Origin of the sequence: Psychrobacter sp. FME6 (assembly GCF_014861365.1) — a bacterium.
Lineage (GTDB): Bacteria > Pseudomonadota > Gammaproteobacteria > Pseudomonadales > Moraxellaceae > Psychrobacter.
The window spans coordinates 1-25,848 of sequence record NZ_RRYW01000010.1; the positions used below are offsets into that span (position 1 = coordinate 1).

22 protein-coding genes and 1 tRNA gene are annotated in these 25,848 nt (G+C 42.7%); 5 read left to right on the forward strand and 18 right to left on the reverse strand.

Annotated features, from left to right (window positions below; translation table 11 throughout):
* Nucleotides 1–195: 195 nt before the first annotated feature.
* From accD to EI162_RS02600, 5 genes are all read right to left on the reverse strand, one after another.
* Nucleotides 196–1,149 (reverse strand): acetyl-CoA carboxylase, carboxyltransferase subunit beta, encoded by a 954-nt coding sequence (gene accD / locus EI162_RS02580; RefSeq protein ID WP_192522874.1) that lies wholly within the window; start codon nt 1,147–1,149, stop codon nt 196–198.
* Nucleotides 1,150–1,412: 263 nt separating this feature from the next.
* Nucleotides 1,413–2,231 carry a tryptophan synthase subunit alpha gene (trpA, locus tag EI162_RS02585; protein WP_192522875.1) on the reverse strand — a complete coding sequence of 273 codons (819 nt, stop codon included), beginning with the start codon at nt 2,229–2,231 and terminating at the stop codon, nt 1,413–1,415.
* Between the two features lie 69 nt (nt 2,232–2,300).
* Entirely contained in the window at nt 2,301–3,011 is a 711-nt protein-coding gene (locus EI162_RS02590; protein WP_192522876.1) for a hypothetical protein, read from the reverse strand.
* Between the two features lie 84 nt (nt 3,012–3,095).
* Entirely contained in the window at nt 3,096–4,370 is a 1,275-nt protein-coding gene (gene trpB / locus EI162_RS02595; protein WP_225736891.1) for a tryptophan synthase subunit beta, read from the reverse strand.
* Between the two features lie 163 nt (nt 4,371–4,533).
* Nucleotides 4,534–5,205: a phosphoribosylanthranilate isomerase gene (locus EI162_RS02600; protein ID WP_192522877.1), complete on the reverse strand. Its 672-nt coding sequence runs from the start codon at nt 5,203–5,205 to the stop codon at nt 4,534–4,536.
* Between the two features lie 213 nt (nt 5,206–5,418).
* Between EI162_RS02600 and EI162_RS02605 the strand changes: the two genes are divergently transcribed.
* Nucleotides 5,419–7,074 (forward strand): cryptochrome/photolyase family protein, encoded by a 1,656-nt coding sequence (locus EI162_RS02605; RefSeq protein WP_192522878.1) that lies wholly within the window; start codon nt 5,419–5,421, stop codon nt 7,072–7,074.
* 65 nt (nt 7,075–7,139) lie between these two features.
* On the opposite strand, the gene EI162_RS02610 is transcribed toward EI162_RS02605, so the two are convergent.
* Nucleotides 7,140–7,889: a DUF4230 domain-containing protein gene (locus EI162_RS02610; protein WP_192522879.1), complete on the reverse strand. Its 750-nt coding sequence runs from the start codon at nt 7,887–7,889 to the stop codon at nt 7,140–7,142.
* 600 nt (nt 7,890–8,489) lie between these two features.
* Here EI162_RS02610 and EI162_RS02615 point away from each other — a divergent pair.
* On the forward strand, nt 8,490–10,208 hold the full coding sequence (locus tag EI162_RS02615) for a proline--tRNA ligase (protein ID WP_192522880.1): 1,719 nt from the start codon (nt 8,490–8,492) through the stop codon (nt 10,206–10,208).
* Between the two features lie 193 nt (nt 10,209–10,401).
* Here EI162_RS02615 and queF read toward each other — a convergent pair whose 3' ends face one another.
* From queF to EI162_RS02635, 4 genes are all read right to left on the reverse strand, one after another.
* The gene (queF, locus tag EI162_RS02620) at nt 10,402–11,268 is read right to left on the reverse strand and encodes an NADPH-dependent 7-cyano-7-deazaguanine reductase QueF (RefSeq protein WP_192522881.1); all 867 of its coding nucleotides are present in this window, start codon (nt 11,266–11,268) and stop codon (nt 10,402–10,404) included.
* Between the two features lie 27 nt (nt 11,269–11,295).
* Nucleotides 11,296–12,069 carry an ABC transporter permease gene (locus EI162_RS02625; protein WP_192522882.1) on the reverse strand — a complete coding sequence of 258 codons (774 nt, stop codon included), beginning with the start codon at nt 12,067–12,069 and terminating at the stop codon, nt 11,296–11,298.
* 160 nt (nt 12,070–12,229) lie between these two features.
* A complete protein-coding gene (locus EI162_RS02630; RefSeq protein WP_192522883.1) occupies nt 12,230–13,177 on the reverse strand; it encodes an ABC transporter ATP-binding protein in 948 nt (315 codons plus the stop codon).
* Nucleotides 13,178–13,494: 317 nt separating this feature from the next.
* Nucleotides 13,495–14,172 (reverse strand): c-type cytochrome, encoded by a 678-nt coding sequence (locus tag EI162_RS02635; RefSeq protein ID WP_192522884.1) that lies wholly within the window; start codon nt 14,170–14,172, stop codon nt 13,495–13,497.
* Nucleotides 14,173–14,550: 378 nt separating this feature from the next.
* On the opposite strand from EI162_RS02635, the gene EI162_RS02640 reads away from it, so the two are divergent.
* A tRNA-Arg gene (locus EI162_RS02640) sits at nt 14,551–14,627 on the forward strand.
* A gap of 74 nt (nt 14,628–14,701) precedes the next feature.
* On the opposite strand, the gene nhaC is transcribed toward EI162_RS02640, so the two are convergent.
* On the reverse strand, nt 14,702–16,171 hold the full coding sequence (gene nhaC, locus EI162_RS02645) for a Na+/H+ antiporter NhaC (protein WP_192522885.1): 1,470 nt from the start codon (nt 16,169–16,171) through the stop codon (nt 14,702–14,704).
* A gap of 209 nt (nt 16,172–16,380) precedes the next feature.
* Nucleotides 16,381–16,746 (reverse strand): hypothetical protein, encoded by a 366-nt coding sequence (locus EI162_RS02650; RefSeq protein WP_192522886.1) that lies wholly within the window; start codon nt 16,744–16,746, stop codon nt 16,381–16,383.
* Between the two features lie 35 nt (nt 16,747–16,781).
* Here EI162_RS02650 and EI162_RS02655 point away from each other — a divergent pair, with 35 nt between their 5' ends.
* Entirely contained in the window at nt 16,782–17,603 is an 822-nt protein-coding gene (locus EI162_RS02655) for an SIR2 family NAD-dependent protein deacylase (protein WP_192522887.1), read from the forward strand.
* Here EI162_RS02655 and EI162_RS02660 read toward each other — a convergent pair.
* The 4 genes from EI162_RS02660 to EI162_RS02675 all read right to left on the reverse strand — a co-directional run bounded on the left by EI162_RS02660 (nt 17,598) and on the right by EI162_RS02675 (nt 21,247).
* On the reverse strand, nt 17,598–18,593 hold the full coding sequence (locus tag EI162_RS02660) for an adenosine deaminase (RefSeq protein ID WP_192522888.1): 996 nt from the start codon (nt 18,591–18,593) through the stop codon (nt 17,598–17,600). The genes EI162_RS02655 and EI162_RS02660 overlap by 6 nt on opposite strands.
* 78 nt (nt 18,594–18,671) lie before the next feature.
* Nucleotides 18,672–19,196, reverse strand: coding sequence for a TPM domain-containing protein (locus tag EI162_RS02665; protein WP_192522889.1), 525 nt, complete (start codon nt 19,194–19,196; stop codon nt 18,672–18,674).
* Nucleotides 19,197–19,258: 62 nt separating this feature from the next.
* Nucleotides 19,259–20,458 (reverse strand): TPM domain-containing protein, encoded by a 1,200-nt coding sequence (locus tag EI162_RS02670; protein ID WP_192522890.1) that lies wholly within the window; start codon nt 20,456–20,458, stop codon nt 19,259–19,261.
* Between the two features lie 156 nt (nt 20,459–20,614).
* Nucleotides 20,615–21,247, reverse strand: coding sequence for a LemA family protein (locus EI162_RS02675; RefSeq protein ID WP_192522891.1), 633 nt, complete (start codon nt 21,245–21,247; stop codon nt 20,615–20,617).
* 764 nt (nt 21,248–22,011) lie between these two features.
* Here EI162_RS02675 and EI162_RS02680 point away from each other — a divergent pair.
* Nucleotides 22,012–23,562 (forward strand): alanine/glycine:cation symporter family protein, encoded by a 1,551-nt coding sequence (locus tag EI162_RS02680; RefSeq protein ID WP_192522892.1) that lies wholly within the window; start codon nt 22,012–22,014, stop codon nt 23,560–23,562.
* 236 nt (nt 23,563–23,798) lie between these two features.
* Here the strand turns inward: EI162_RS02680 and EI162_RS02685 are convergent, their stop codons facing one another.
* The gene (locus tag EI162_RS02685) at nt 23,799–24,416 is read right to left on the reverse strand and encodes a fasciclin domain-containing protein (RefSeq protein WP_192522893.1); all 618 of its coding nucleotides are present in this window, start codon (nt 24,414–24,416) and stop codon (nt 23,799–23,801) included.
* Between the two features lie 680 nt (nt 24,417–25,096).
* Nucleotides 25,097–25,651 carry a fasciclin domain-containing protein gene (locus EI162_RS02690; RefSeq protein ID WP_192522894.1) on the reverse strand — a complete coding sequence of 185 codons (555 nt, stop codon included), beginning with the start codon at nt 25,649–25,651 and terminating at the stop codon, nt 25,097–25,099.
* Nucleotides 25,652–25,848 lie beyond the last annotated feature (197 nt).

A 25,848-nucleotide genomic window follows, 5' to 3' on the forward strand; every position in this document is an offset into this window, starting at 1 on the left:
ATAGACAGTATATAGCGTTAGACCCTATGACAGCATGAATAATGTCCATTACACCCAAAAATAGCATTTACCGTGATTGACGATAAATGCTATTCGTTAGTTTTGCATAATTGGTAGATATTAGCACGCTGTTAAAGCGTTATATAGCTAATAAGAGACCGATTAATCTTTGATTACATCTCTCAATTACCAATTTTAAGCATCGACATTAGGTACATGGCATAGTTTTGCTAACAAACGATAAATAGTATCGATTAGCTGATGACGGTGTACCACTTCATCAACCACGCCATGTTCTAATAAGAACTCAGCACGCTGGAATGGTTCTTCTAACGTCTCACGCACCGTTTGTTCAATCACCCGCTTGCCAGCAAAGCCAATCATCGCTTTTGGCTCTGCTAAATGAATATCACCGAGCATGGCAAGCGATGCGGTGACACCGCCATATACAGGATTGGTCAGCACCACGATATAGGGTATACCCGCGATTCTTAAACGTTCAATCGCCGCGCCAGTTCTTGCCATTTGCATCAATGACAATAAGCCTTCTTGCATACGCGCACCGCCAGAGGCTGCAAAGCATACCAAAGGTACTTTATCTTCCAGCGCTTTTTCAGCAGCTTGGACAAAACGGTCGCCAACCACCGACCCCATAGAGCCACCCATAAAGCGGAAGTCAAAGGCACAAGCCACCACATCAAGATTGCGCAATTTACCATACATCACAATCAGCGCCTCAGACTCACCTGTTTTCTCTTGGGCTTCTGTCATACGCTGTGGATACGGCTTACTGTCCACAAATTTTAACGGGTCTTTGGCAACAAACTCTTGCCCAAGCTCGCCATCTACTTGCTCAAGCAACCAGTTCAAACGCTCACGAGCGCTCATCGGTAAATGATGGTCACAATGTGGGCAAACATAGCAGTTAAAAATCAGCGCGGTATTGGTAATCATCGAATGACAGTTGCTACATTTCGTTGACGGCTCGGTTTCTACTGCCGTCAGAGGTGCCGTCAACTGCTGTTTAATACCCGGTATCGGGCGATTAAACCACGACTGCCCAGCCGTATTGCCACTTTGCTGAGCGCTCGTAGCACCATCGTTATTCGTATCTGGTTTTGTTATCGTATCAGTCATATTATTCGCCATTATCTAAGGCTTATCGACAAGTTGGCTTAGTTACCTGTCCCTAAGAAGTCCGTTTATAAAAATCAATTTAAAAGTCACATACCCTTATAACATCATCAGTTATAAAGAGCGGTTATGCGTAACTGTAACAATTTATATGTGATGTTAGTTTACACACGTAAACTAACTTTAGCAAAGTCATTTGCCTCTGTCTTTATAAACATTGTTATAAATACGGTACTAAATATTGTGACGATAACTTGCCGATTTATTTGGGCGGGCGACTATAAACTATCAAGTGCGCCGCGTAACTCGTCCATTTTAGCCATAATTTTTTGCTGCGCATTAGCAACCGCAGTGGCATCATTGGCATTGATATCAGCAAAGTTTTGTACCAAGGCACTACCGACAATAATACCATCGGCATGGGCACCAATCGCTTTGGCTGATGCCGCATCACGAATGCCAAAGCCGACACATACTGGCAAATCTGTCTCTGCTTTAATGGCTTGTACTTGGGTCGCGACATCGTCGGTATCCAACGTTGCTGAACCGGTTACACCTTTTAAAGACACATAATAAATATAACCACCACAATGGGTCAATACTTGCTCACGGCGCTCAGGCAAAGTGGTTGGTGACAGCAAGAAAATCTCATTCATCGCATGGTCAGTCAAATGCTGGGTAAAGCTACCGGCTTCGGCTGGTGGTAAATCAACCATCAAAATCCCATCGACGCCCGACTGCTCGCATAAAGCAACAAAGTTATCATAGCCGATAATCTCAACGGGATTGAGATAACCCATCAAAATAATGGGCGTTTGGCTGTCTTGCTGACGGAACTCTGCGACCATCTTTAGTGCATCACGCGTACTAGTGCCCGCTGCTAACGCACGCTCTCCCGCCAAGGCAACGACTGGACCGTCTGCCATTGGGTCAGAAAACGGTAAGCCAACTTCTATCATATCTGCGCCGTGCTTGACTAAATCATGCAGCAAACCAACGAAGTTACTAGGGTTAGGATCGCCTGCCATGACATAAGGAATCAGGGCTTTTTTATTTTGTGCTTTTAGCGTTTCAAAAGTGCTTTCAATACGGGTCATAGTGGTCTCTTAATTTAATTTACAGTTAATCTTTTATTATTGAGTCGCGTAACACACATATTCTCTCTACTAATAACCTTGCCAGTCGATATCTAACTGTTCGGTACGGTTATAGAGTATATGAGTTAATAACAACGCTACTTGTATTCTATGAATCTGATAATGATTGTCTGAATTATCGTTTAAAACATAACTTCCAAGCGTTGACTTTAATAGTATAAATTCTGATAACCCATCCCCATCAAGTGAGTCAGGAATAATATTATCCTCGAACCTTTCACTGGTATTAGGCTTGTAGAGTACTGAAATACCACTATCATCTTTTTCAATGTTATAAACAATTTCATCTATATTATCAAAACAAATCACTCTCTCTTTACGGTGACTATTTGAGAGGACTCTTAATTCATCAGAGGTAATAGACAGGATAGATTCTAAATGCCAATCAATATTTTTTGCCATATATTTACTAGGTAAGTTTTGGCCTTTTTCTTTACGAAATGCTAAGTAATGAGAAAATATGTGCCATAACATGAACATACTACATATAACAAAAATGGACTTAACCTTTAATAGATCATTACTACCTAAGAACCTCTCTGCTAGATACAAAAGAAAGCCGATCACTACCGAGAGCAAAGCTAGTTGCATACTATCAACAAACTTTTCACTTTGAAAAAACTTTAGTTCTTTCTTAGGCAGTAGCGTATTAATGCTCAAGGGCAGGCTAAGTGTTAGCTTATCTGGAAAACTATCTAGCTCAAATAAATTATGACTCACCGTACCCTCAATATTAGATAACTCTCAAGTTAATAATGGAACTAAAGTAGATTCGAATGATAGGAACTCTAAAATCGTAGTAATTTACAACTCAATCCCTTCTGCCTTCATCACCGAATGTAAGTCTTTATCGCCGCGACCTGACATATTAACGATAATGGTCTGATCTGGGGTCATTGTCTTAGCCAGCTTCAATGCATAAGCAACGGCATGAGCAGATTCGAGTGCAGGGATGATGCCCTCTTTACGCGTCACTTCATGAAAACCTTCTAATGACTCTTTATCGGTACAGCCAACATATTCGACACGTTTCATATCTTTTAAGAAGCTGTGCTCAGGACCGACACCAGGGTAATCAAGACCAGCTGAAATAGAATGGGTTTCTTGGATTTGACCTTCATCGTCTGCCATTAGATAGGTACGGTTGCCGTGTAAGACACCGATACGACCAGCGGCTAATGGCGCTGAATGGCGACCTGTTTCAATGCCGTCACCGGTTGCTTCAACGCCATACATTTTGACCTCAGTATCATTTAAGAAATCAAAGAATAAGCCAATAGCGTTCGAGCCACCGCCGACACAAGCGACCAATGCATCAGGCAATTTGCCGGTTTTTTCTAAATGCTGAATACGTGCTTCTTTACCGATAATCGCTTGGAAATCACGCACTAGTAGCGGATAAGGATGCGGGCCAGCAACGGTGCCAATAATATAATAGGTAGTATCGACATTGGTCACCCAATCACGCATCGCTTCGTTCATCGCGTCTTTAAGCGTACGCGAACCCGATGTGACAGGTACGACAGTTGCACCAAGTAAGCGCATACGATAGACGTTCATCTTTTGGCGTTCGACATCGTCCGCACCCATATAAACGATACACTCTAGTCCCAAACGTGCGGCAATGGTTGCAGTCGCTACGCCATGCTGTCCTGCGCCAGTCTCGGCGATGATGCGTTTTTTACCGCACATTTTAGCAAGTAAGGCTTGGCCGATGGTGTTATTCACTTTATGGGCGCCAGTATGGTTCAAGTCTTCACGTTTAAAATAAATCTGCGCCCCGCCAATCTCATCACTGAGCCGCTTGGCATGATAAAGTGGTGTTGGACGACCGACATAATTGACCAAATCATTGTGATATTCTTCCCAAAACGCTGGATCCGCTTTGACCTTGGTATATAGCGCTTCTAGCTCTTCTAATGCTGCCATCAGCGTTTCAGAAACAAAACGTCCACCGTGCACACCAAAATGTCCACGAGCATCGGGATACTGGTTAAAGTCTTGGACGTCTTCTGGATTGGTAAAGCTGTTGATCGCTTTTGCAGCGTCAGTTAAATCTTTATTAGCGACATGACTCATGGTAATTCCTACTATAATAAGTGGTATTTTTTAGAATAAATAAGGGGATGAAATTATGGGTATAACAATTTATAGATACAGCAATACAGGGGTAGCAATAAATATAACAGTTAAGCAGAATATCGGAATAACGACTAAATAATATCTGAATATAGCAAATAGCTTAGAGGGCGTCAGTGACCGTCTCGTTTTGCCATCGGTCACGTTTTACTGCCTTCATAAAAGCGCGCATTTTTTCCGCATCTTTTTTGCCTTTCTCAAGCTCAATACCGCCACTGACATCGACGGCATAAATAGGCAGCTCTAATGTAGCAGCGACATTATCGGCATCAAGCCCACCTGCTAAAATAATCGGTAGCGAGCTGTCTTGCGGTAATAGACTCCAATCAAAACGCGCACCTGTGCCACCATATTTATGGGGATGGTAAGCATCCAATAAGATACTGTTCGCTCCAGCTGCGGCAAACTCATTAATCTGGGCACTGACACTAGCAGCAGTATGTTGTTCAGTATTGATACGCAACGCTTTTATCCAGCGTTTATTGACTGCACTTGCCAGCTGCTGACATTGTTCAGGCGTTTCATCACCGTGGAATTGAATGATATCAAAAGACACACGGTTTGCGAGTTCAACCAGCTCTGCTCGTGACATATTCACTACTAAAGCCACCACACTTATAAACGCCGGCAAAGAAGCGCTTAGCAATTGCGCCTGCTCGATGGTGACAGCCCGCGGACTGGGAGGGTAAAACACTAAGCCAACCGCATCGACGCCCAACTGAGCAGCAGTTTTAATATCACTGGGCTGGGTAAACCCGCAAAACTTAACGTGCATGATGTGACCTTAGATATGATACTTAATATGAAATGGTTATATCGGCTTTGCTAAACTGAGTAAGACCAAGTGCTAATTGCCAAAGCTAAACATTCTATATGATGATAATTTGTTAATGGAACAGCAAATCAATTGCTTCCAAAAACTTATCCTAGCATACTTTTATTCATAGTTTTGTTTATGATTGCGATTGATTAATATAGGGACTTATGAATGTCTAAAACTACGTCGACAGCGGTTAATAATACCAACAGCCATAATAAAAATACCAGCGCAAGTCCACCCCATTATCTGATGTGGTTTCGCCGTGACTTAAGGCTACATGATAATACCGCATTGGCGGCGCTGTGCGAGCGTGCAAATGATAATAATGCTTTGGTAAGTGCTGTTTTTTTTCTCACTCCCAAGCAATGGCAAGCCCATGACATGTCATTGTCTCAGATTGATCATATCGCGCGTACGCTACCTATCTTAGCGAAATCTCTGCAAAAACAATTAAATATCACCTTAAGTGTACAGGTTTGCGAGAGTTTCTCTGATTGCGTGGAGACACTAAGCGCATTATGTGCAGCCAATAATATCAGCTGCGTAATGGCCAATCATGAGTATGAAGGCAATGAGATTGCACGAGACGACGAACTAACCAAACAACTTGCCAAATCTGATATCGAATTTATCCGCTGGCACGACCAATGTATCTTGCCGCCGCAAACCATCACTACCAATGATGACAGCATGTATCAAGTATTTACGCCTTTTTATAACAAATGGCGTCATACCTTGGATGTTGGCAGCATTCAAATACATCACGCCCCAGTAGTAAATAAGGATCATAAAGCTAATATAAAATTAACAACAGCCAGCGCAAACACTATCAAAGAAATAGAAAGTATCAGTAACATAGTAGTCAATGACTATCAGAAACCACTACAGAATAATAAAGCCTACCAGCATATTGATAGGGACGCTCAGCTGAATCACGCACGAGAAACGTATCCTGCTGGCGAAGTAGCTGTTTGTCACCGATTAGACCAGTTTATCGCTGAAGATATCAATAACTATGATATCAGTCGTGATGTACCAAGCTTGCAGGCGACCAGTCAGTTATCTGCTTATCTTACTATTGGGTCGATTAGTCCCAGACTTTGCTATTTACAAGCCACCAAAGCGTTGGAAAAATCACATAGCAATGATAGCGGCACCCTTAATAATTCTGATAGCGTTAATAACAATGACATCAACCGCTGGATAAGTGAGCTGGCTTGGCGAGACTTTTATCGTCATGTGCTAGTGAATAAACCTGAGCTGATTCGCCATCAAGCCTATAAACATGAAACCGACGCCAAAATTGATTGGTCATATAATCAGGATGACTTTGAGGCGTGGTGTACAGGTAAAACAGGCGTGCCATTAGTCGATGCGGCAATGCGCTGTCTCAATGCCACAGGCTTTATGCACAATCGCTTACGCATGGTCACAGCGATGTTTTTGACCAAGGATTTATTGATTGATTGGCGCTTAGGTGAGCGTTACTTTATGCAGCAGCTGATAGACGGTGACTTTGCCTCAAATAATGGTGGCTGGCAATGGAGCGCATCAACAGGTACCGATGCTGCGCCCTACTTCCGTATTATGAACCCCTTTAGCCAAGCCAAAAGCCATGATCCTGATGGCGAATTTATTAAAACCTGGCTACCGGAATTAAAAGAGGTTCCTAGCAAAATACTGCACTCAGAAGAGAAACTGCGTAAAGCACTTATTGAAAACAATAAGTCCAACAATGATCTATTTGGTAAGCTCAACTACCCTGTCCCTATAGTCGAGCATAAGGTCGCACGGCAATTGGCAATTGCTGAATTTAAAAAGTAAGCACTAAAAAAGGCTTTATACGATTGGATTCGATATAAAGCCTATTGTATAAATACTCATCAGAGTTATGAGTTTGTGGTTGGCATCTGGCACGCGCCAGCACCTTGAGTGGTTACGGTAACCACCGCACCAGTTAATGAAAATAGTTGTTGCAACTGAGTTTGTGCATTTTGTAATGCCATATTCATTACATCGCCACGACATGCACGCTCAAGCACTTCTTTTTTGGCCATGCTTTGGGCTTGTTGTAATATCTTTGGATCAACTTGCATCATACCAAAAGCACCCGTTTGCCAATCATAAATCTCGATATCATCTAGATAAACCGAAAATATTTCTGATGGCGGTAAAGTAATATTGATTTTCGGCATAATAGAAATGGGATTATTAGCATCAGCAGGCGCAGCATTGTCTACATCAGACTCGGTAGGTTGTACCACTTGCACCATATCAGGCGTCAATGCACTCAAATCGATACCCGCCTCCACGCGCCCACGGGCGATAAACAACCCTTTTTGCTCGTCTTGCCACAGCTTCATCCAGCTCCCTGGGCGCTGGCTCGTTATAACAGTATCCACGCTAAAAGCGACCGTTTCTAAACGATTTAACTTCTGAATTTGCATCACCACACCCTCACGAGTGATGGTTTCTATCGGCTCATCTTTGGTACCATTCTGCACACTATAAATCGCAAAGACGATAGCTGCTAGACCGATAAGCAATACCACCCAAGACATCATGGCCACAGGTTTTTTGGCTTGCTGGCGATTAACTGAGTTATCACTCATCGGAGGGCGGTTATTAGGGTTAGCCATGTAAACTACCTTATTGTTTTATTATTAGCATAAAATGCGTAATTCCTAAGTACTTAATGATATTTCTTTACAGCAATTTCAAGTAGTTACTACCATTTATCCACACACCTGTTTGCACAAAGCTCCCTCTACATCCTAAGTTAACAAACGCGCTATTAGCTTACATCAGCTTTTTTATTAAAGTCTTCTTAGAACAATCTGAATAAGTATTTACAGTGATATTGATGGGTTTTAAGCGCCTTTAGACTGAAAAAACAAAAAGTCATTGCGTCTTAGAGCAACTTTACCTAACATAGACAGATTGTATTGATAAAAGGTCAGTATAGATATATTTATCAGGCACTTTGCCCTGACACTTATCTATTTAACCGCTCGATATATTGATAAGTCAATCGAAAACCCTTCCCTTGTTAGAGAACGGTTTTGTTTATCTGCTTTTTATAAGCACTTTAGTTGATAAGTAGTTTAGTTGCTAGGATATCTCCTAGGTTAATGCGAAGTAATAAAGGTAAGCTTGCGGCGGCAATGAAACGATTAGCCATACGCTCAACATCCTACTATTTCTTATTTTTTTATCGTTGATAAGGTTACGCTTTATTTATGAAAGCCAGTCAATTTTTATTTGCCACCCTAAAAGAAACCCCAAGTGATGCCGATATCGCCTCAAGCCAATTGATGGTGCGCGCCGGTCTTATTCGTAAAATCGCTTCTGGGTTATATATTTGGCTGCCCATGGGGCTACGTATTTTACAAAAGGTTGAGCGCATCGTTCGCGAAGAGATGCAAAACGTCGGTGCCCAAGAAGTGCTCATGCCGATGACTCAGCCTGCCGAGCTTTGGCAGATCACTGGGCGTTTTGACGACTATGGCCCTGAGCTATTACGTTTCAAAGACCGTCATGACCGTGATTTTGTACTGGGTCCCACCCACGAAGAAGTCATCACTAACCTCGCCCAGGGTGAGCTACGTAGCTACAAACAGCTACCGATTACTTTCTTTCAGATTCAAAATAAATTCCGCGATGAGATTCGTCCACGTTTTGGGGTGATGCGTGCGCGTGAATTCACCATGAAAGATGCCTATTCTTTCCACGTTGACCAAGCGTCTTTGGCCAAGACTTACCATGATATGTATGACGCCTATACCCGCATCTTTACCCGTTTGGGTTTAGATTTCCGCGCGGTACAAGCAGATACTGGTTCTATTGGTGGATTTGCCTCGCACGAGTTCCATGTACTAGCAGATAGTGGTGAAGACGATATCGCCTTCTCTGATTCTTCTGATTATGCTGCCAACGTTGAGCTTGCTGAATCAGTGAGCATCGCTGAACGTCAGTCACCAAAAATGGAGCGTGAGGACGTCTTAACCGAAGGTATGACCAGTTGCAAAATGGTTGCTGAGCATTTAGACATACCACTGGCGACGACGGTTAAAACGCTAATCGTCCACGGTCATACAGAAGACGAAAAGCCTCAATTGATTGCCGTTGTCCTACGTGGTGACCATCAGCTAAACACCATCAAAGCCGAAAAAATCGAAGAGGCCGATGTGCCTCTGACACTGGCCTCTGATGAAGAGCTAAAAGCTGCTGGTTTGCATAAAGGTTATATCGGTGTTGATTTAGACATGCCTGTTTTCGTTGACCGCTCAGCAGCCACCCTGTCAGACTTTGTGACGGGTGCTAATGAAGTCAATAAACATACCATTGGCATGAACTGGGCACGTGATACCCGTATCACACGTATCGTCGATGTGCGTAACGTGCAAGAAGGCGACCCATCTCCCGATGGTAAAGGCAGCTTAAAAATCAAACGCGGTATCGAAGTTGGTCATATCTTCCAGTTAGGTGATAAATACTCGCAAGCCATGAACTGCAAAGTTTCGGGTGAAGATGGCAAGCCAGTTACCTTAATGATGGGCTGTTATGGTATTGGCATTAGCCGTATTATCGCTGCTGCTATCGAGCAGAATAACGATGAAAATGGCGTTATGTGGCCAATTACACCCAATGTTGATGACTCTATCGCACCATTTGAAGTGGCTATCATACCGATGAAGTCTAAAGAAGACACGGTCATGGAGACGGCAACCGCGCTATATGAAGAGTTAAAGGCGCAAGGTATTAATGTGCTCCTTGATGACCGTAACGAGCGTCCAGGCGTCAAGTTTGCTGACCTTGAATTGATTGGCATTCCGCATCGTATCGTGGTTTCTGACCGCAACCTTGCTGAAGACAAGTACGAATACGTCAATCGCCGTGAAGTAGAAAAACAAATGCTTAGCCGTGCAGAAGTATTGGCCAAAGTAAGCAAAAAATAGTTTTATAAAAAATACATTACAAGAAAAAGCGCCTATCTCATTTAATGAGATAGGCGCTTTTTTATGACTGACGAAATAATACCATTCACAAAAATTAGAGTAGCAAGGAAAATGAGTGCAAGTACTACGTCTTGTAAACTAAACGAGTTTGACACAGCTAATCTTACTTTTTAGGTTTGGTATAAATATTTATCTACTGACGAATCAAACGGCTTGGCTCTGGTAACAAGCTTATATCACTCACACGGCAAGGGTTAATATCGATACCACCACGGCGCGTATACCAAGCCCGAACCATCAGTTTACTTGGCTGATAATACTGACTCAAATCAGAAAATATCTGCTCGACGCATTGCTCATGAAAGCCATTATGCTGACGAAAGCTTAATATATAACGCAGCATACTCGCTTCATCGATAACCTTGTTACTGGTAATCGACACTGCCAATGTGCCCCAATCTGGTTGATTGGTCACCGGACAATTACTACGTAGCAAGTTAGAGTAGAAAGTATAGGGCTGCTGTTGGTTAGTACTATTCGCCTTAATGCTATTCAATAATGACGCATCGGGGTGCTCACATAACGCGACCTTCTCACTGCTGTTTGCAAGCGCATCGTCAATACAAATACCATCAGGCTGAGCAATCAACAATCCTGACACCTTATCATGCAAATCGTCATCTAAGCCAAACAACTCAACGGTGACTTCTGCTTGGACACAGGCCGATAAATCTTTAGCAATCAGCGTTTGCACGACTTCCCAGCTATCAAATTCGGTAAAGTTAATACTATTTAAATACAGTTTGAGCGATTTTGACTCAACGATAAAAGGCGAACTGGCTGGAATCCCAAAGCGTGCAATAGCAACCTGCGAGATGCCTTGCTGATTTAACCATGACAGCTCAAAGGCATGCCACCAGTCGACACCGATCTCTAACTTATCATCTTGCCAGCCAATGACATCGCGCCCCATACTACGGGCAATTGGATATAAGGTTTCTGGGCTATATTCAGTTGGATAATCGGTGGTTTGTTCGCCTAAAATACCGTGGATACTCATAAGTAATTCCTAATATTAAGATTGAGTTTATAAACGAATACGCGAACCATCACTCAGTAAGCGATAGGCAATGGTATAAAATATGACACAGAACGCAAATATAGCTGCCATCGAATACCAAACATTGACATCAGAATAGCCGAGAATGCCATAACGGAACGAGTTGACCATATAAACAATAGGGTTCAATAACGAGATATTTTGCCAAAATGATGATAAGTTTTCCATCGAATAAAACACGCCACCAAGATAGGTTAAAGGCGTCAATACAAAGCTTGGAATGATAGAAATATCATCAAATGAGCGGGCAAATACGGCGTTGATAAAGCCACCAAGTGAGAATAGAACTGAGGTACCAATGACCGTAAATAAAGTAATGAATAAGTGCTCAATACCCAATTTGGTAAAGAACAGTGCCACGATAAAGACAATGACCCCAACTGCCAATCCTCGGAAAATACCGCCACTGATATAACCAGTCAAAATAGCGTGTTTAGAGATTGGCGAAACCAGCAGCTCCTCAATGCTCGAATGAAACTTAGCACTAAAGAAACTGGATACCACGTTAGAATAGCTATTAGTAATAATCGCCATCATAATCAGGCCAGGCACGATGAATTGCATATATGGCACACCGCCCATCTCTCCCACACGCGGGCCTATCATCTTACCAAAGATGACAAAATATAGGCTCATGGTAATGACTGGTGGCAGTAATGTCTGTGGCCAGATTCGTAGTATTCGGCGAATTTCTTTAATCAGCAGGGTGCGAAAAGCAATCCAGCGTTGTGCGAAGTTCATGCGTTATCTCTCCTAAGCATTCTGTGCGCCAGAGTCAAAGCTCTGCCTATTGCGCCCAGTGTTGCCTATATAGTTACTATATTTATCGTTAATAATATTTCAAAGCGTTTTTAGATATAAAAGTGAGTTATTTATAAGGAGAAAAACCTATAAATATCTACTATGAGGACAAAGGTTCGTGCAGGCTTTTATCCACCAGACGCATAAACAGCTCTTCTAAGCGGTTGGCTTTGTTGCGCATACTGGCAACGGTGATACCCTGTTTAGACAGCTGCTCAAAGACACCGTTCAGTGATTCGCCTTCTGTCAGTGTCACTTCAAGCGTCAGATCATCTGGCTGTAGCGTATCGGTCACTCCCGCTAGGGTTATTTGATGGGTCAACGGGGTCGCCAAATCGAAAACAAAGGTTTCGACCAACAACTGCGCCAATAAATCCTTCATTTCCGTATTAATACGGATTTCGCCATGATCTAAAATAGCGATACGTTTACAGAGCTGCTCAGCTTCTTCAAGATAATGCGTGGTTAGAATAATAGTGGTTTTTTCTTCAATATTAATCTGCTGCATGAACTCCCACATCGAGCGGCGCAGCTCAATATCAACCCCAGCGGTCGGCTCATCTAATATTAATAAGCGAGGCTTGTGAATCAGAGCGCGCGCAATCATTAGTCGACGCTTCATACCGCCCGATAGTTCACGAGCTTTATTATCACGCTTGTCCCATAAGCCCAATGCTTTAAGCAATCTCTCTGCACGCGGTTTAGATTCCTTAGCCGCAATACCGAAATAGCCTGCTTGGGTGATAAGAATGTCTTCAACCTTTTCGAACTGATTAAAGTTAAACTCTTGCGGCACTATACCCAAAAACTGCTTCGCTTTTGAAGGTTCAGCCAACAAGTCCGTACCAAAGATATGCACACTACCCGCTGTCGGCTTAAATAGGGAGCTAATAATACCAATCATCGTTGATTTACCGGCGCCATTTGGCCCAAGTAGCGCAAAAAATCCTCCTTGCGGCACCGTGAGGCTGACATCTTTTAATGCCGAAAACCCGTTACCATAGGTTTTAGATAAGTTCTGAATAGATAGCGCTGGCACCTCAGACATGAATACCTCTTTATTAATGATGAATCTACATAAAAATGTAGAAAGCAAATTTGGAAAAATTAATTCTTATAATGGTTGGTCTCGTGTCTTAATGTGAGGCTAGTGCTGAGAGATTTCAACGTTAGCATGCTATAAGTACGATATTAGTAATACCAATCATCAGCCACAAAAAAGCGTCTATCGCATTTAATGAGATAGACGCTTTTTATCTTTCTGATCTAGAAGCAAGATAAGAGCCAATAAATACTTTATCGACTCTTAAGCTTTTGATACATAAACATGCTAACCAATTACTATTTTAGATTAAATAGCAGATACTAACTGGATTCAGCAACCATATAATCTACCGCGTTTTGGACTTCTTCATCAGGAATGTCCGCGCCGCCTTTAGCTGGCATAGCGTTAAAGCCGTTGATAGCATGGTCATATAAGGTAGCTTCACCCTTAGCAATATGTGGAGCCCAAGAGGCTGCGTCCCCAAATTTTGGTGAGCCAAGTAAACCTGACCCGTGACAAGTCTGACATACTGCGTTATAAACCGCTTTACCGTCACGAGGACCATCACCCGCTGATGGACCAGAAGAGCGAGCGGTAACGTCACAAACTTCGTCATCTTCAAAACATACTTTGCCAACCGGTTGAATACGAGCAATCAAGTTAGGATACAAAGCAATCAGCTTTTGCACTTGTGGCGTATCTTCTGGAATGGGTTCTTCTTCAGTGGCAGGCGCGGCAGAAGCCGTTTCTTCAGCTTCAGCATCTTCTGCCGTGGCCTCTGCTTCTGCTGTTTCGTCAGCAGGTGCGGCACCATCGGTGGTATCTGCAGCAGCTTGGGTGTCGTCACCTAGTTTTTCAGGTGCGTTTTCAACAACCTCTTGCCCTTCTGCAACATCAGAAACGGTCACAGGGGTATCTGCGACATCTTCAGCTTGGCTCACCGCGATACTAGCGATTCCTAGAATGGCAGCTGCCGATAACATAACTACTTTTCTCATTCGTCACGTTCTCTTATTACATGTACAAAGGCTTGCACGACTTGGACATTCTGTCTGTCCTCCTTTGATAACCAAGCGGTTATCAATAGCAAACAGCCATCCCACATGCAAGCACACTTGTAATCGGTGAATATAAATATGAATTCTCCCTGACATTATAAGGGAAAAGGCAGGTAGATTGCCATGCTTGTTTGTCGACTATGGTGTTTTTTCTTAAAAAACCTCAATAACCGCCTCCATTCATTGGCATTATGGCTTTTATTTGTTAGACTAAGCGGTCTTTATTTTTCGATGTTTTACTTCTCGAAACCTCATGTCGTTAAGTAGTACTGCTTACTGTGCTCATTTGCACACTAAATAAAGCCAATCCGTTATTATGCGCTCGTAGCTCAGTTGGATAGAGTATCGGTCTCCGAAGCCGAGGGTCGTGGGTTCGATTCCCGCCGAGCGCACCAATCATCGTATTTCACCCTTCCCTAGCATTACCTAAGACCTCTACAGCCCCCTACTTTAAAGCTACGCTTGAAGGTTATTGTTTTGCTAAAAAAACAGGCTCATCAGAAAGGTCGACATTTTCAAACTTTTTTATGCCCTTATTTTTCTTATTATTCCAGACGACTGCTAACCCTAAATAGGTCATCAGCACAGATAATATTGGGCTTAAAAAGCTCATAAAGGCGTATGGCGCAAACGCAAAGCCACTAATACCAAGCGTTGCTGCTGCAAATGCGCCAAACGTGGTCCACGGCATGACGGGTGCCATCATCAATCCACCTTCGCTGACGATACGCGCCAGCATCGCCCGACTTAGACCAACCTTGTCAAACTGCTCTTTAAATAGTTCACCATTTAAAATAAAGGACATATACGCCTCACCAAATGCCGCCGTTGAGGTCATTGAAGACATCATAGCAAGCAAGGTTAATGAGCCAACCGTTTTGGCTCTGCTCACCAGCCCAGCGATCAATGTCTCCATATAGCCCACTTTACTTAAAATACCCCCCAATGACAGCGCCATAAATGCCACCGAAAATGTCCACATCATACTTTGGATGCCGCCACGATTTAATATGGGATCTACATAAGCCGAACCGGTAGAGATTTCAAACCCTGCATTTAAAAACTCTAACGCCTCAGGCACACTAGCACCCTGAAAGACGACCGCGACCACCAAACCGCTAATCACCGCTATCGTCATAGATGGTAAAGAGGGAAATTTGATAACATTTAAGGTCAAAAGAATGGCTATCGGCAGCATAACGATGGGGTTTAAATTAAAGTTAGCTGCTAACACACTTCGCGTTTCATTAATGATACTCAAATTCGCATCATCCGAGCCATAGCGGAAACCTAAGTATACAAACAACGCTAAAGTAATAAAAAAAGCAGGGGCTATCGTTTGCATCATGGCCTTGAGTGTTTCATACAGATCCGCACCTGCCGACATCGAGGTAAGATTTGGCGTATCAGAAACCGGAGACATTTTATCTCCAGTAATCGCGCCAGATATAATCATACCCGCCGTTATGGGCAGCGGAATACCCAAACCCTGACCGATACCTACAAGGGCAATACCTACCGTACCGACAGTTCCCCACGATGTACCGGTACTCAACGCGGTTATCGTACATAAGATAAACCCAGCTGGCAAAAAAACAGTGGGTGAAATAAACCCCAAGCCATAATAAATAATAGCCGGAACGGTCCCCGCTGCCATCCATGCCGCAATAATTGCGCCAATCGCAATAAAAAACCATAAGCCAAAGGTCGATTCTCCGATGCTCTTTTGCATCAGCACCATTAAATCATTAAATCTATAGCCCAAGGTTCTGGATATTAAGGTGACAAAAACCATTCCGAGCAGCAAACCTACTTGTATCGATACGGTTTTAAAAATCATGATACATAAAACGAGGCTAAAAATGACCGACAGTAACGCCAGCGCCGCCAACTTAAAAGAAGGTTTTTTAAATTCCTGAGTTTTGCCATAGCCATTCATTTGCAACTGCCCTTTTTTAATTACCTACAGACTATTAAGTTCTTATATTTTAGTCACACTGAATAAACCGTAGAAACAAACTCGGCCACTTAATCACGCGAAAAGCAGCTTATCATGACTAAGAAAATGGCAACTATCTTTACTTATTAATCTTATAGTCAGTTCAAAATAAAATCGATATGTTAATAACCACGTGCTACTGCTATAACCTACTCTGCTTCCTGCAGATTGCCAGCCAACTGGGTCCGGCTAGGCACATGATGATAATTAATCACCGGCACTTCACCCAAACGGCGCTGCCCTATAGCAAGCTTTTTATCAATAGTAATCATCGCAATTTTTTTATTTTTCTTAATAATCAGTAAATGATGGGCTTTACGCTTTACTCGATAGTCAGGAAGGTGCTGCTTAATCACCTCTGCTGTTTTTTGTAGCGCATCATTTACCGGTGTTTTTTTATTTTTCGATTTTATACCTCGCTTGTCAGCGTGATTGGGCGCGCGCGATTTTGCAAAAAACCATAGTCCAACAACGACCGCTATCAATATGACAAGCCACCAAATTCCGTCTATCATTAGAAGATATATCCATTATTAACAAGGGTTAGCTTATGTTAGCAGAATTATCACCAGCGTTAATAGCAGAAGTACAACGCGCTGCCAAAATATTGGCAGACAAAAAGTGTATTTGTATTTTGACTGGCGCAGGCGTTTCCGCAGAAAGCGGCATACCAACGTTTCGAGATAAGCAAACGGGTTTGTGGGAAAACTATGCGGCTGAAGACTTAGCCACACCTGACGCTTTCGCTCGCGATCCAAAACTGGTGTGGTCATGGTATCAGTGGCGTAGACAGTTGGTCGCGGATAAAACACCAAATCCAGCCCATATTGCCTTAGCGCAATGGCAGCAACATGCAGCAAACAACCATCAGCAATTGACGCTTATTACCCAAAATGTTGATGATTTACATGAGCAAGCTGGCAGCACCGTGACCCATTTACATGGCAATCTTTGGCAGAATCGTTGCAGCCAATGTGATACGACTTATGAAAACCATTCAAATCGTTTAGCGAATAGCAAAAATGACATGATTTTTGATGAGGATTTAATCACCTGCCAACACTGCGGCGGTTATATTCGTCCTGATATTGTTTGGTTTGGGGAAGCATTACCAGTACAAGCGTGGCAGACGGCAGAAGAAGCGGCGGCAAATTGCGAGGTATTTATCAGTATCGGTACATCAAGCCTCGTTTATCCTGCTGCTGGACTGGCACAATTAGCAAAACAAAATGGCGCCACCATCATTGAGATAAATCCTAATCCCACGCCAAATACTATCGTGGATATCACCTTAGCAGAAAAAGCCGGTATTATTATGCCTTTGCTGATGCAAAAAATCACTGCATTGTCTTCTATACAGCCCCTATTATAAAGCCAAATCAACTCTTTCTAAATATTCCTTTTTTAACTCATCACTGATGAATGAAGATCTAAAAGAGTTTTTCACCAACGTGATGATATCGTCTTCTGTCAGTGGCAAGCTTTCGCATATATTTATAAAGTTTTGATTCATATACCCTTTAAAGTATGCAGGATCATCAGAATTGACACTGACATTTAAGCCATAGTCCAACAACTCTTTGATATTGTGTTGTTTATAATCTTCAAATACCTTTAACTCGATGTTTGAGTTTGGACAAACTGTCAGCGGCATTTGCTCGTCTTTTAAGCGTTGCATCAGCGCCTCGCTTTTTATAGATTGCACGCCATGATCGATTCTATTAATTTCTAGTAAATCTAGGGCTTCGTAAATATAAGTAAAGTCAGCTTCTTCGCCAGCATGGGCGACCAATTTAAAACCTGCCTCTTTTGCCTGTTTAAAGACCTCTTTAAACTTCGAAGGAGGATTGCCCAATTCTGCAGAGTCAAGACCAACACCAATAATATCGTCTTTAAATTTTAGCGCCTCGTCTAACGTCTCAAATGCTTCTTGTTGCGATAAATGCCGCAGAAAGCACATGATAATGCAAGAAGTAATGCCGTACTTTTCTTTAGCATCAGCCAACGCCTCTTTGATACCAGTAATCACGGTTTCAAAAGCAATCCCTCTTGCCGTATGCGTTTGCGGGTCAAAGAATATCTCGGTATGAATGACATTGTCTTCGACACACTTAAGGATATATTCCCAGGTCAAATCATAAAAATCATCTTGAGTAATCAAGACGTTTGCACCCGCATAATAGATATCTAAAAAGGTTTGCAGATTGGTGAAGTTATAAGCATTGCGTACATCTTCTATGTCTTTATAGGGAATTTCTATGTTATTTTTTTTGGCCAGCCTAAACATAAGCTCAGGCTCTAATGAGCCCTCAATATGTAAATGCAATTCCGCTTTTGGTAGTTTCTTTATTAGATCAATCATAGTGGTCCGGTCATCGCTTTAATGTTTTTTATAGAGAGAAGGTACAAAGATGTAATTAGAGATGTAATTTTGGTGGCTCTATTTTAGAAAAACCACTGTATCTGACAGCTCATTGCCTGCTGGGTCTTGTTCGAGATGATAATACTGGCGCAGCACTTGCCCGACTTCATCTAACAACTCAGCCAAACTCTCTTCTGTTTTTTGATTGGCAATGCCGGATACCGCTTTTTCGCACATGGCGTGCCAAACAGTTGGGCTGACGTGCGTACTAATACCTCGATCAGCCACAATCTCTAACTGATGCTCGCAAATATTGACGTAGACCAAGACACCCGTGTTCTCTTCGGTATCCCACACTCGATACTCACTGAATAAGTCAATCGCACGGTCGCGGCAGCCAATATAATAAGCGTCTTGAATAGGCAAGTTATTTTCTACAATTAAAAAAACCTCACCGCGATGCCCACGCTCCGCACGTGTTACCTCGTCTGTCAGACGCGCTTTGGCCTCTGCTGTCAGCCACTTACTCTGTAGTACAGGGATAAATAAGACCTGACGCCACCAGCGGGCAACACTGGGTTTTGAAGCGTTGTTTTCTGACATTATATTACTTCCTTAAATACGCCATTGCTGATGGTCATTGAGTGGTTGTTTTTATCGCGCATCTACCACGATCCGCCAGCACCGCCGCCACCAAAACCTCCGCCGCCGCCACCAAAGCCGCCACCGCCGAAACCTCCGCCGCCACTACTACCGCCACCCATGCCCGGTAAGAAGACCATGCCGCCACCGCCTCGACCGCCCCCAGATCCACCTTTGCCGCCACCTCCGCGTGAAATTAAGAACAACCATAAAAATATTGCCATAATTACGGTCATAAAAAAGCCGCCACCGAGAGCTAGCGAGCCAGCGAAGAAACCACCAGCGGTAAGGATAGAACCAAATACACGACCGAAAATACTAGTGATAAAGCTACCAAATATCATCGCCATGATAAATAAGAAAATAGGCGACGGCATCTCGTCCGAACCCTGTTGAGCGCTGCGTTCAGCAGCTTGCGCATCTGCACGGGCCAATACCTCAGGATCAGCAGTCAGACGTGCTTTAAGCGCATCAATGCCTGCCAGTACCCCAGCGCCATAATTGTTTTGTTTAAACGACGGGGTAATATCCTCACGAATAATACGGTTGACGGCAGAATCTGGTAACACGCCCTCTAAGCCGTACCCCGTTAAAATATACATATCACGGTCATTGACAGCAACGACCATCAACAAACCATCATCGATATCTTTATTACCCAACTGCCATTTTTCAGCCACTTGTAAGGCATAGTCAAATATTGGCATGCCATTGGTCGTCGGTACGATGACCACGGCTGCTTGAGCCAAGCCCTGCTGATAAATAGCATGTAACTGCGCCTCTAAGCGTTGTTTTTCTTGTGGGTTTAAGATGTTGGCTTGATCAACGACAGGGTTATTTAATATGAGCTTGTCGGCATCGACACCTTCAGCACTTGACCGAACAGGTGGTTGCGCTGTTGCCGTGGCTTCAGAGCTCGCTTCAGCATTGGCCGCATTAGGATTGATAGCATCGTTGCCGAGTATGGCGTCATTAATAGCTTCGTTACCCAATACCGCGTCATTGATGGCGTCGTTGGACTCGGCTGCTTTAGAAATAGCCACCAAATCTTCCACACTACGATTTTGTGTGTTTGAGGCGCTATCTACAGCTACCGTACTGTTATTAGTATTGGTATTGGCATTACTAATAGCATCGCCATTAGGCACAGCATGCAACACAGAGGCGCTACCGAGACTTAGCGTGAATAATAATACTGATAAGAGTGTTTTTGAATTATTCATCTAATCTATACCACCTCGAGTGACATCTGTACTAAATTAATGGGTGCTGACTCTACCGTTGTCGCATGACATCATACGACAAAAATAACCATGTTCATGGATAACTTAATATAGAGCAGCAACCATTACCTGACTTTTACCTTCATCCGCGACACGCTACTCAGCAGTCGCCTCTGTAGAGTCACCAAAATCAACACTTGGTGCAGTAGAGATTTCTGTTTCATTCGCCACGCTAAAGTTTGGCTTGGTATCCATGCCAAATACTTTTGCAGTGATATTGGTTGGGAACTGGCGAACGGTCGTGTTATAACCTTGCACTTCTTGGATATAACGATTACGCGCGACTGCGATACGGTTTTCAGTACCTTCAAGCTGGGCTTGTAAATCTTGGAACAAGGCATCTGATTTTAGATCAGGATAACGCTCAGACACTGCCATTAAGCGCGATAACGCACCAGTCATCTGTTCTTGCGCGGCAGCATAACGCTCCATCGCTTCTGGGTCGTTAAGAAGTTCTGGTGTCACCGTAATACCGCCAGCTTGTGAGCGAGCAGCAGCGACTTGGGTAAAGACTTCTTGTTCCTGCTCCGCGTATTGCTGTACCACTTTGACCAAGTTTGGCACTAGGTCAGAGCGGCGCTGATATTGGTTGACCACTTCTGACCACGACGCCGTCACCTGCTCGTCTTGTGATTGAAGGTTATTATAGCCACAGCCACTTAGGCCAACGGTAGAAGTCGCTAATACTGCTGCAAGCAACATAGGTTTTACAATGGATTGACGCGTCATCGTTGTTTCTCCTAATAATGATAAATAACAAATACCTAGTAACCCGTTTTTTAATATTTTTTAAAACTTCTCGAAGACTCATATCCGTCTACATGTTTTATATAACTCAATATTTCATATAACTTAGATTAGCATACCAATTATGCCGCTTAATTATACTACTGGATATGAGAATAGAGCATTATAGCCTATAAGACATGACCCACGAGATATCCTGACAATAATGGGGCTATAACCTTACTTTTACAATTGATCGTTACTAAAAAACAACCGCAAAGCGTGCTTAACCAACGCTCGGTACGGATGTCACACTCGATTTATTGTCGTTATCACTCAAACACTCTAACCTTATCTCATTCCTTATTTTTTGCTCTATTCAACTTAATATGAATATATCTGCCGCTATATAAAGAAATTTCTAGTAATTGGTACAGAAATATGGCAAATTGCAGTTACGTAGCCGTACGGTTTGAATACATTTGGTAGTGGAGTTAGAGCTTGATTAGTACTAACACGCTGTTGGTTTCCTTATAAAATCACCATCAAGCGGTTAAATACGAGCTCAACAAGCTTAATTTACCACACCAGCATATCTTGAATCGATACAGCTTATAGCGTGTATGAGACTTAATTGGCATACTTTTTAACTGAAATGGATTAAGTCGGTGTAGACAATTTAACTGCTTAACTTAAATAAGTAAGTTAACCAGTTAGCTTGCTCCTAGCATATAGCGCCACTTTGAGACAGTACTAGGAATATAAATATGGAAGGTTTAGTTAACTTAGTAAATGGAATTATTTGGAGCCCCGCATTAGTTTACTTATGCTTGGGCGCTGGCCTATTTTATTCTATTATGACGCGCTTTGTACAAGTGCGTCTTTTTGGTGAAATGATCAAACTACTATTTACTGGTAAGTCCAGTACTGATGGTATTTCATCGTTTCAGGCACTTGCCGTCTCTCTAGCGGGACGTGTGGGTATGGGTAACATCGCAGGCGTTGCTGCTGCTATCGGTTTCGGTGGCCCAGGTGCCGTGTTTTGGATGTGGGTGGTTGCCTTTTTAGGGGCTTCTACCGCTTATGTCGAAGCAACGCTAGCACAGATTTATAAAGAAAAAGATGTGGTTACTGGCGAATATCGTGGTGGTCCCGCTTACTACTTTGAGCGCGCTCTGGGTCAAAAGTGGTACGGTATCCTTTTCGCAATTTCCTCTATTTTAGCTTGTGGTATGTTCTTACCAGGCGTACAGGCTAACGGCGTTATTAATGCTTTTGCTCAAGTCATGGGTGAAGGTACGGTTATGAACATCGGAGCCCTAGAAGTTGGCTCTATGCGTCTAGTCGCACTGGCTATCATTCTAGTCGTATTAGGTATCATCATCTTTGGTGGTATTAAGCGTATTGCAACCTTTACTGAATACGCCGTTCCTTTTATGGCACTAGGTTATATCATTTTAGCCTTAATTATCATGTTCACCAACGTCAGTTTGATCCCAGAAGTATTCGGTATGATCATTGGTGATGCCTTTACCGCTCAAGCAGGTTTTGGTGCTGCTATTGGTTGGGGTGTCAAACGGGGTATTTACTCTAACGAAGCCGGACAGGGTACTGGTCCTCACGCTGCGGCGGCTGCCGAAGTTGAGCATCCATCACAGCAGGGTTTAGTACAGGCTTTCTCAGTCTACGTCGATACGTTACTGGTTTGTTCTGCTACTGCCTTTATGATTCTATCTACTGGTATGTACAACATTCAGGGTACGTTGCCAGACGGTCAGTTCGTCGTACAGAACATAGCCGCTACTACTGAGATCAACGCTCCTGCCTTTACCCAAATGGCGATGGAATCGGTATATGGTAATTTTGGTAATACCTTTATTGCAGTCGCTGTATTCTTCTTTGCTTTCACCACTATTTTGGCTTATTACTACATTGCTGAAGTGAACGTGGCTTACCTGACTCGCTTTATCAGTCGTAAGGCTAATAAAACAGGTCTATTCTTAGTCAAAGTCTTAATCATGGCGATGGTTGCCTACGGTGGTCTCAACTCAGCTGGTTACATCTGGGCTATCGGCGACATCGGTGTGGGCTTGATGGCTTGGTTGAACATCGTTGGTATCTTGGTCATTTTCATTGTGGCTCGCCCAACGCTTACGATGCTAAAAGACTATGAAGCACAGCGTAAAGCAGGTGTCGCACGCTATAGTTTTGATCCTGCAAAATTCGGTATCAAAAACGCGCCTTATTGGGAAGAGCGCCATTTAAAAGAGCAACAAAGAATGGCAGCCCAAGACCCACTACATAAAGAGCATAAGTAATACTCTTTAAAGTAGTCACTGCTCAGCCCTATTGAGTAAAAAAGCCCGAGACCATCGTCTCGGGCTTTTTTAGTGCTATTATTTTAGTCTACAGTGACAGTGGCTATACTTTTTTGCAGCCAGTGCCCAGCTTCCAATGGTCAACACGCCCTCATAAAAACTTAGAAATAAAGAAGCCCAGCGCAATGGCTGGGCTTCTTAACTAATATTAATACGTTATAGAAAACTGATTGAGCTTACTCTGGTAATAGTACGGTATCGATTACATGTACTACACCATTGGTTGCCATCATATCCGTGTCAATGATATTAGCCGTGTTACCACTTGCATCGGTAATCACATTGTCTTCGCTAATAGTAAATGACTGACCGTTTGCGGTTTCAATTTTATCACCATAAGGGATATCAGCCGCTTTTACTACCATAGGAACAACATGGTATGGCAGTACACTTTTCAGCGTTGCTTCATCAGCCAATAGCTCTTCTTTAGTAATATCTAGCTTGGTTAATAGCGCAGCAAAGGCATCATCAGTTGGTGCAAATACGGTGTACTTGTCATCAGCCATCAACATTGAATCCAGTCCAGCAGCCTGTAATGCAGCTGTCAGGATGGTTAGATTCTCATTGCCCGCTGCCATTTCACCAATGGTTTGTGTGGCAGCAACATCGGTTTCATCCATATCCATAGGTTCTGCTTCAACCATTGGATCTGTCTCAACCTCAGGTTCAACAACTACTTCTTCGGTAGTGACATCCGGCTCAGTTGGTTCAGCCACGGTGTCGGTATCGTTACAGGCTGCCAATGACATAGCGGCGGTAACGATGGCAATAGATAATAAATTCTTCTTTAACATGGATATTTCCTTATAAATAGTAAATGATAAGCTTAGTAAATAGTTTTTCTTAACTAACTTTTTCTTAACTTAAAAATATAACAGTAGACTAATGAGTCGAACCAAACGAGGAATGTGTTATATCAATAACTACAATATTAACTGATTAATTTTGAATTGATGCTTACTTAGGTAGCAACACTGTATCAATCACGTATACGGCGCCATTGTTAGCTTGTGTATTAACCCTTACCGCATTGACAGATATCTTTTGTTTATCATGGCTTATTGAACATTGAATGAGCTCAATAACGTCATAAAGGCAGCTGGTACTGATATAGTTAGTCTTAAATAAAAATAGTACATTTATTACAGCGTGCTACTGGTATATATTTTCCTTGCGTGCTGCGTTCCCAGAGGCTACGCAAAATTCATCCCAGTAGCACTGTATTTATTTTATAGTGGATTTAATATACTAGGGCGTGTCCTCATTTTAAAAATGGTGATAAAAATGAGTTAAATTGCAGTTAAACAAGGAAAATAGTGCAGATAATATCGGGATATTAACCAACTATTTGACGATGTTTGGCAAAATTTAGCCATTTTTAGCCCATTTAGGTATTATCGTTTAGATTGAGGACATGCCCTAGCTAACTGATAAAAAATAACGAGATACCTTTTAGCTCAACTTAGCTCAACGCTTATTTAGGGAGTAGCACTCTATCAATAACATGGACGACGCCGTTACTGGCCGCGATATCGGTCTTGAGGATATTGGTTAGACGACCATTTTCATCTTTTAACCTACCTTGTGGCGTAATCATCAGTGTATCAGTACTGAGCATGGTGTAATTACCGGGTCTTACATGCTTTTGATAAACTGGCGTATTACCTTTGATGACATGATAAGTCAATATTTTGGTAAGTAATGGCTTATTGGCAAATAGCTCTGCCTTGGTCATGCCTGTTTCTTGTAATACTTTAACAAATGCTGCATTGGTTGGGGCCAGTACGGTATAGCTCGCACTGGTATCCGATAAAGCGTCTGCTAAATCTGCTGCAACGACCGCTTCAGCAAGCAACGAAAAATCAGCATTACTTTGGGCGATTTGTACCACGTTCATATTTGCCATCGGCTGGCTTTGCGTGGGTGCTTTCATCGCCGCGGTTTTGGCTGGCATCATATTATTACAGGCGCTTAAGCCAGCGATTGAAATAGCAAGTGTACCGATGGTAGCAATTTTAATGAGTTTCATAACATTATCCTTAATGATTAAGTATCTATTGACTACGGTATTACCGTCTTGCAAGTTAGATTGACTTTCCCTAGAGCAAGCACTCACATCAGTCTTTATGACTCAGTGTCTTTTTACGACATGTCTTTTTACGACATGTCTTTTTATGACTTAGTGTTTATGATGAATATTAGCATTCAACTAGTAAGTACTACTTA

What these genes read in the sequence shown, in the direction of transcription:
- accD (WP_192522874.1), bottom strand. Translation starts at nt 1,149, where the DNA reads ATGGCGAATAATATGACTGATACGATAACAAAACCAGATACGAATAAC.
- trpA (WP_192522875.1), bottom strand. Translation starts at nt 2,231, where the DNA reads ATGACCCGTATTGAAAGCACTTTTGAAACGCTAAAAGCACAAAATAAA.
- trpB (WP_225736891.1), bottom strand. Translation starts at nt 4,370, where the DNA reads ATGAGTCATGTCGCTAATAAAGATTTAACTGACGCTGCAAAAGCGATC.
- EI162_RS02600 (WP_192522877.1), bottom strand. Translation starts at nt 5,205, where the DNA reads ATGCACGTTAAGTTTTGCGGGTTTACCCAGCCCAGTGATATTAAAACT.
- EI162_RS02605 (WP_192522878.1), top strand. Translation starts at nt 5,419, where the DNA reads ATGTCTAAAACTACGTCGACAGCGGTTAATAATACCAACAGCCATAAT.
- EI162_RS02610 (WP_192522879.1), bottom strand. Translation starts at nt 7,889, where the DNA reads ATGGCTAACCCTAATAACCGCCCTCCGATGAGTGATAACTCAGTTAAT.
- EI162_RS02615 (WP_192522880.1), top strand. Translation starts at nt 8,490, where the DNA reads ATGAAAGCCAGTCAATTTTTATTTGCCACCCTAAAAGAAACCCCAAGT.
- queF (WP_192522881.1), bottom strand. Translation starts at nt 11,268, where the DNA reads ATGAGTATCCACGGTATTTTAGGCGAACAAACCACCGATTATCCAACT.
- EI162_RS02625 (WP_192522882.1), bottom strand. Translation starts at nt 12,069, where the DNA reads ATGAACTTCGCACAACGCTGGATTGCTTTTCGCACCCTGCTGATTAAA.
- EI162_RS02630 (WP_192522883.1), bottom strand. Translation starts at nt 13,177, where the DNA reads ATGTCTGAGGTGCCAGCGCTATCTATTCAGAACTTATCTAAAACCTAT.
- EI162_RS02635 (WP_192522884.1), bottom strand. Translation starts at nt 14,172, where the DNA reads ATGAGAAAAGTAGTTATGTTATCGGCAGCTGCCATTCTAGGAATCGCT.
- nhaC (WP_192522885.1), bottom strand. Translation starts at nt 16,171, where the DNA reads ATGAATGGCTATGGCAAAACTCAGGAATTTAAAAAACCTTCTTTTAAG.
- EI162_RS02650 (WP_192522886.1), bottom strand. Translation starts at nt 16,746, where the DNA reads ATGATAGACGGAATTTGGTGGCTTGTCATATTGATAGCGGTCGTTGTT.
- EI162_RS02655 (WP_192522887.1), top strand. Translation starts at nt 16,782, where the DNA reads ATGTTAGCAGAATTATCACCAGCGTTAATAGCAGAAGTACAACGCGCT.
- EI162_RS02660 (WP_192522888.1), bottom strand. Translation starts at nt 18,593, where the DNA reads ATGATTGATCTAATAAAGAAACTACCAAAAGCGGAATTGCATTTACAT.
- EI162_RS02665 (WP_192522889.1), bottom strand. Translation starts at nt 19,196, where the DNA reads ATGTCAGAAAACAACGCTTCAAAACCCAGTGTTGCCCGCTGGTGGCGT.
- EI162_RS02670 (WP_192522890.1), bottom strand. Translation starts at nt 20,458, where the DNA reads ATGAATAATTCAAAAACACTCTTATCAGTATTATTATTCACGCTAAGT.
- EI162_RS02675 (WP_192522891.1), bottom strand. Translation starts at nt 21,247, where the DNA reads ATGACGCGTCAATCCATTGTAAAACCTATGTTGCTTGCAGCAGTATTA.
- EI162_RS02680 (WP_192522892.1), top strand. Translation starts at nt 22,012, where the DNA reads ATGGAAGGTTTAGTTAACTTAGTAAATGGAATTATTTGGAGCCCCGCA.
- EI162_RS02685 (WP_192522893.1), bottom strand. Translation starts at nt 24,416, where the DNA reads ATGTTAAAGAAGAATTTATTATCTATTGCCATCGTTACCGCCGCTATG.
- EI162_RS02690 (WP_192522894.1), bottom strand. Translation starts at nt 25,651, where the DNA reads ATGAAACTCATTAAAATTGCTACCATCGGTACACTTGCTATTTCAATC.